Here is a 5,526-nt window from a genome sequence, read left to right as displayed (position 1 = left end):
CTCCTGGCCGGCGCCCCGGCCGGGCGCCCGCCGCCTAAGGTCACCCACAGCTCGGCCGGGGCGGGCGGCGCCCCTTCCGCCAGAACGTGCCGCAGCGCGGACTCCACCTCCTCCGCCCCCTCCACCAGCAGATCGCCGAGCGGGCGCCCCAGCATGGTGCTGCGCCCGGTCCGCAGCGCCTGGGCCGCATGGCTGTTGACCACCGCCGGACGCAGATCGGCGTCGACCACGACCACCCCCCAGGCGGTGCTGTCCAGCAGCGCCTCGCTGAGCGCCACCGACCGCTCCAGGTCCATCTGGGTGTGCGCCTCGCTGAACGCGCAGTACACCCCGGGCGACCGCCCGCTCGAACGCGGCACCGCGGAGGACTGGGCGCGTACCAGCACCCGGCCGCCGTCCCTGGTGAGCAGCGGGAACTCGTGCACCTGGCGACCCGGGGAGGCCATGGCCGCCAGCAGCCGGTCCTCCATAGCCCCGGCGTCGGCGTCGCGCGCCGCCCAGCCGCCCAGGCCCCGGCGCCCGATCGCCTCGGCCGCCGACCAGCCCAGGACGCGTTCGGCCTCGCGGTTCCAGTGGGTGACGGTGCCGTCGGCGTCCAGCGCGAACAGCCCGGCGTCCATGCCGTTCAGCAGCGCGGCCAGCAGGTCGGAGTCCACCCCGCCGGCCCCGGGCAGGCCGCCGGGCGCCGCGCCCTCGGGACGGTCGGGGTCGCTCGCCGGATCCCCGGCCGGGGTCGGCGGGACAGGCTCGGAACGCTGCGAAGCGGACATCGGACACCCCCTGCGATACACGGCCGCACGGTCTGCCGGGACCCCCTGCCCGCACCGCGCACCCTGCTCGACTCGACCTGCTTGACCTACATGACCTGCACGATCCGCGTGCGTCGCGCGCACCGCGGCGGGGTGGGCCGCCGCGTCCGCTGCTTCTGCCGCACGACGGGCCATTCAACTCGAACGTGACAGGGGCCACACCTGGTTCGGTGAAATCGTTGCTGCTCGGAAATTCGGTTGAACCCCTCTCGGCGGGTTCCTAGGCTGTGGAGCACACGAGAAGGGAGGTGGTTCGGCAGATGTATGGCAACCGGACGCGTGAGGTGGCTGCGGGCTAGCAGTCCTTCCCCGGGCTCCGCCAGGAGTTCGGTGCCGGCGCTCGCCGGCCCAATCCCAAGCAGTCACCCGACCCGTGGGCTCGCCGGTACGTCCGGCCGGTTCCCTCTCCGAGGGAAGTCAGCCCACGGGTCGTCTGTTTTCCCGGATGTCTCCGGATGTCTTCGCATGTCTTCGCATGTCTTCGCATGTCTTCGCATGTCTTCGGATGTTTTCCGAGGTCCCCGGATGCGCCACGCCCGTACCGCAGCCGCACCCGGGGCGTACGGAGCCCCGCTATTCGCCCAGGACGTTCAGTTCGATGCCGGCGAGGCGTTCCGGGTCCGCGATCACGTCGATCTCGGTGATGCCGGCGTCCGTGATCGTGAAGGCCAGCACCAGGCGCAGCCGGCCCCGCGGTGCCATGACCAGTCCGACCGAGCCGTCCAGCAGGGCCACCCCGGTGAACCCGGCCCGTCCGGTGGCGGCCATCGCGCCCCGGGCCACCAGCTCGGCGCCGCGGACCGTGATCGGCTCGGGGGTGGGCACGACCAGGGCGTCCGCCCGCAGCACCACGTCCGGGTGGAGCAGGGACAGCAGCGCCTCGAAGTCTCCGCCGCGGGTGGCGGCCAGGAAGGCGTCCACCACCCCGCGGCGCCGGTTCGGGTCGGTCCCCGCCGCCGGGCTGCCGCCCCGCACCCGGCGGCGGGCGCGGCTGGCCAACTGCCGGGTCGCGGCGGGGGAACGCTCCAGCATCAGCGCGATGTCCTCGAAGGGCACGGCGAACATGTCGTGCAGTACGAAGGCGATGCGCTCGGCCGGCGAGAGGGTGTCCAGCACCACCAGCAGCGCCACCCCGACCGAGTCGGCCAGCAGCGCCTCCTCCTCCGGGTCGGCCCCGCCCGCCGGGTCGGCGACCGGCTCGGCGGGCTGCTCCTCCAGCAGCTCCTCGCGCCGCGTCTGCCGGGTACGCAGCATGTTCAGGCAGACCCGGGACACCACGGTGGTCAGCCAGCCGGTGATGTTCTCCACCTCGGCCGCGTCCGCACGGCTGACCCGCAACCACGCCTCCTGCACCGCGTCCTCGGCCTCGCTGAGCGAGCCGAGTATCCGATAGGCCACGGCCCGCAGATGGGCCCGGTCGGCCTCGAACCGCTCCGCGGGCAAAACCTGCTGGTTCATCGGTGTCACATTCCTCGATCGCCACGTGTCAGGGAAGCAGAACGGCGAAAACCTATCGGTACGACCGGAGCCGAGGCCCGGTCAGAAGGCTTCCTGGAGAGCGATCATGACGTCCACCATCCTGGTCACCGGCGGCACCGGCACCCTCGGCCGGCAGGTCGTACCGCAGCTGCGCGAGGCCGGCCGGACCGTGCGGGTGCTCAGCCGGCACGGCCACCAGTCCACCGAGGGCATCGAGTACGTCACCGGTGACCTGCGCAAGAACGAGGGGATCGAGACCGCGGTGGCGGGCGTGGAGATCGTCCTGCACCTGGCCGGCGGACCCAAGGGGGACGACGAGGCCACCCGGAACCTGGTGCGGGCGGCGTCCCGTGCCGGGGTGCGGCACCTGGTGTACATCTCGGTCATCGAGGCGGACAAGCTCCCGCTCGGCTACTACCGCGCCAAGGCCGCCTCCGAGCAGGTGGTGGCCGAATCCGGACTGCCGTGGACCACGCTGCGCGCCGCCCAGTTCCACGACCTGGTGTTCACCGTGGCGGAGAAGATGGCCAAGCTGCCGGTGATCCCCGCCCCCGGCATCCGGTTCCAGCCGGTGGACTCCGGAGAGGTGGCGACCCGGCTGGTGGAGCTGACCCTGGGCGCGCCGGCCGGCCTGGTGCCCGACCTGGCCGGACCGCGGGTGTACGAGCTGTCCGAGCTGCTCCGCGGCTACCTCGCGGCCCGCGGCAAGCGCCGGCCGCTGCTGCCGATGCGGATGCCCGGGAAGGCCGGCCGCATCTACCGCGAGGGCGGGAACCTGAACCTGGTGGACGCCGTCCGGGGCGAGCGGACCTGGGAGGACTTCCTGGCCGAGCGGGTGCGGTGAGCGCCCGGGACGCCCGTACGACGCCTGCCGGCCCAGGGCCCCGCGGAGCCGCACCCCGCGCCATCCGCGCCGGGACACCCGTCAGCGGCCGCGAGGACGCCGAGAACGCCGGGAATGCCGGGAACGCCGCGCATCCGATCCGCTCGCGGCCGGACGCCCGGCCCCCGGGAGCGTCCGCCGGCCTACGGGCAGAGCCGCTCCACCCGCCAGGCGTCGCCCTCGCGCACATAGCGCAGCCGGTCGTGCAGCCGGTTCTCGCGGCCCTGCCAGAACTCCACCTCGTCCGGCACCACCCGGAACCCGCCCCACTCCGGGGGCACCGGCACCTGCTCCTGCGGGTAGCGCTCGGCCAGTTCGGTGTAGCGCTGGTCGAGTTCCTCGCGGGAGGCGACCACCGTCGACTGGGCGCTGGCCCAGGCGCCCAGCTGGGAGCCGTGCGGGCGGGTGCGGAAGTAGGCGGCGGTCTCGTCCCGCCCGGTGCGCTGCGCGGTCCCCCGCACCACGACCTGGCGGGCCAGCGCGTGCCAGGGGAAGAGCAGCGAGATGTTCGGGTTGGCGGCCAGTTCGCGGCCCTTGCGGGAGCCGTAGTTGGTGAAGAAGACGAAGCCGTGCTCGTCGTACGACTTCAGCAGCACCGTACGGGAGCTGGGTCGGCCGGCCTCGTCCACCGTGGAGACGACCATGGCGTTGGGCTCGGGCAGCCCGCTCTCCACGGTCTGGATGAACCAGCGGGCGAACTCCTCGAACGGGCTCTCCGCCAGTTCGGTCTCGGCCAGCCCCTCCGAGCGGTACTGCTTGCGCATGACGGCGGGGTCGACGGTCACACCGGCGAACGGGTCGTGCGGATCAAGGTGAGGCACCCGCCTATCTTGCAACACCGGCCGCGGCACGCCCAGGGACTTTCCCCCGGCTCCCGTCCCGCCCCCGCCATCCGATTGGCGGAACCCTCCGGCACGGCGCGGACCGCCGGGCCGCACCGGCCGTGCGACCATTCACTTTGCCCTCGGTGACACCCGGATAACCCTGTTCCCGCGACCTTGCCGGGTGTGCCGCTCATCACCCTTCCCACAAGGTGTCGAACCCATCGAAAATCATGTTCCGGCCCCCTGCGGCCGCCGGGCACCGACCGCTATCGTGTCCGCCCCGTACCGCCTCCCGCGCGGCTGGGTGACCGCCATCCGCGTACGGGGTAGCACCGGGGTGACCGCTTGAGACCGCGAGTCGCCGCCGCGACCGCGGAGCCGTCCGGCACCGCCCGACCACGACCACCGGTACGCCGCTGAGACCCGGTCAAGAGCCGCCAGTCCCCCGTCGACCACATCATGAGGAGCCGCCTGATGTCCGACTTCGTACCTGGACTCGAGGGAGTCATCGCGTTCGAGACGGAGATCGCCGAACCCGACAAGGCGGGCGGCGCACTCCGCTACCGGGGCGTCGACATCGAGGACCTGGTGGGCAAGGTGTCCTTCGGCAACGTCTGGGGCCTGCTGGTGGACGGGGCGTTCAACCCCGGCCTGCCGCCCGCCGAGCCGTTCCCGATCCCGGTGCACTCGGGTGACATCCGCGTCGACGTGCAGTCCGCGCTGGCCATGCTGGCGCCCGTGTGGGGCCTTCGCCCGCTGCTGGACATCGACGCCGAGCAGGCCCGCGAGGACCTCGCCCGGGCCGCCGTGATGGCCCTGTCCTACGTCGCCCAGTCGGCCCGCGGCCAGGGGCTGCCGATGGTCCCGCAGCGGGAGATCGACAAGGCGGAGACCGTGGTGGAGCGCTTCATGCGGCGCTGGCGGGGCGAGCCCGACCCCAAGCACGTGGCCGCGGTGGACGCGTACTGGACCTCCGCCGCCGAGCACGGCATGAACGCCTCGACCTTCACCGCCCGGGTCATCGCCTCCACCGGCGCCGACGTCGCCGCCGCGCTCTCCGGGGCGGTCGGCGCCATGTCCGGCCCGCTGCACGGCGGCGCGCCCTCCCGCGTCCTCGGCATGATCGAGGAGATCGAGCGGACCGGGGACGCGGTCGCCTACGTCAAGCAGGCCCTGGACCGGGGTGAGCGGCTGATGGGCTTCGGCCACCGCGTCTACCGCGCCGAGGACCCCCGGGCCCGGGTGCTGCGGCGCACCGCCAAGGAGCTGGGCGCCCCGCGCTTCGAGATCGCCGAGGCGCTGGAGAAGGCCGCCCTGGAGGAGCTGCACAACCGCCGCCCGGACCGGGTGCTCGCCACCAACGTGGAGTTCTGGGCGGCCATCGTGCTGGACTTCGCGGAGGTCCCGGCGCACATGTTCACCTCGATGTTCACCTGCGCCCGCACGGCCGGCTGGAGCGCGCACATCCTGGAGCAGAAGCGCACCGGCCGCCTGGTGCGCCCCACCGCCCCTGTCTCTTATACCCATCTCA

5 protein-coding genes are annotated in these 5,526 nt (G+C 73.0%); 2 read left to right on the top strand and 3 right to left on the bottom strand.

Annotated elements, in window-relative coordinates:
• Both E4099_RS28360 and E4099_RS28355 read right to left on the bottom strand, forming a co-directional pair.
• Nucleotides 1-770, bottom strand: a 770-nt coding sequence (locus tag E4099_RS28360) for a PAS domain-containing protein (protein ID WP_135341981.1), incomplete at its 3' end; no start/stop codon positions are given.
• A 612-nt stretch (nt 771-1,382) separates the two neighbouring features.
• Nucleotides 1,383-2,267, bottom strand: a complete 885-nt coding sequence (locus E4099_RS28355; RefSeq protein ID WP_135341980.1) for a sigma-70 family RNA polymerase sigma factor — start codon at nt 2,265-2,267, stop codon at nt 1,383-1,385.
• A gap of 106 nt (nt 2,268-2,373) precedes the next feature.
• Between E4099_RS28355 and E4099_RS28350 the strand changes: the two genes are divergently transcribed.
• On the top strand, nt 2,374-3,132 hold the full coding sequence (locus E4099_RS28350; RefSeq protein WP_135341979.1) for an SDR family oxidoreductase: 759 nt from the start codon (nt 2,374-2,376) through the stop codon (nt 3,130-3,132).
• Between the two features lie 182 nt (nt 3,133-3,314).
• On the opposite strand, the gene pdxH is transcribed toward E4099_RS28350, so the two are convergent.
• A complete protein-coding gene (pdxH, locus tag E4099_RS28345; RefSeq protein WP_135341983.1) occupies nt 3,315-3,935 on the bottom strand; it encodes a pyridoxamine 5'-phosphate oxidase in 621 nt (206 codons plus the stop codon).
• Between the two features lie 534 nt (nt 3,936-4,469).
• On the opposite strand from pdxH, the gene E4099_RS28340 reads away from it, so the two are divergent.
• The coding region (locus E4099_RS28340) for a citrate synthase 2 (RefSeq protein WP_209446777.1) at nt 4,470-5,526 on the top strand (1,057 nt) is incomplete at its 3' end.

The organism is Streptomyces palmae (assembly GCF_004684805.1).
GTDB classification, from domain to species: domain Bacteria; phylum Actinomycetota; class Actinomycetes; order Streptomycetales; family Streptomycetaceae; genus Streptomyces; species Streptomyces palmae.
Note: the sequence above shows the minus strand (reverse complement) of the source record. Positions and strands in the feature narration are given on the sequence as shown.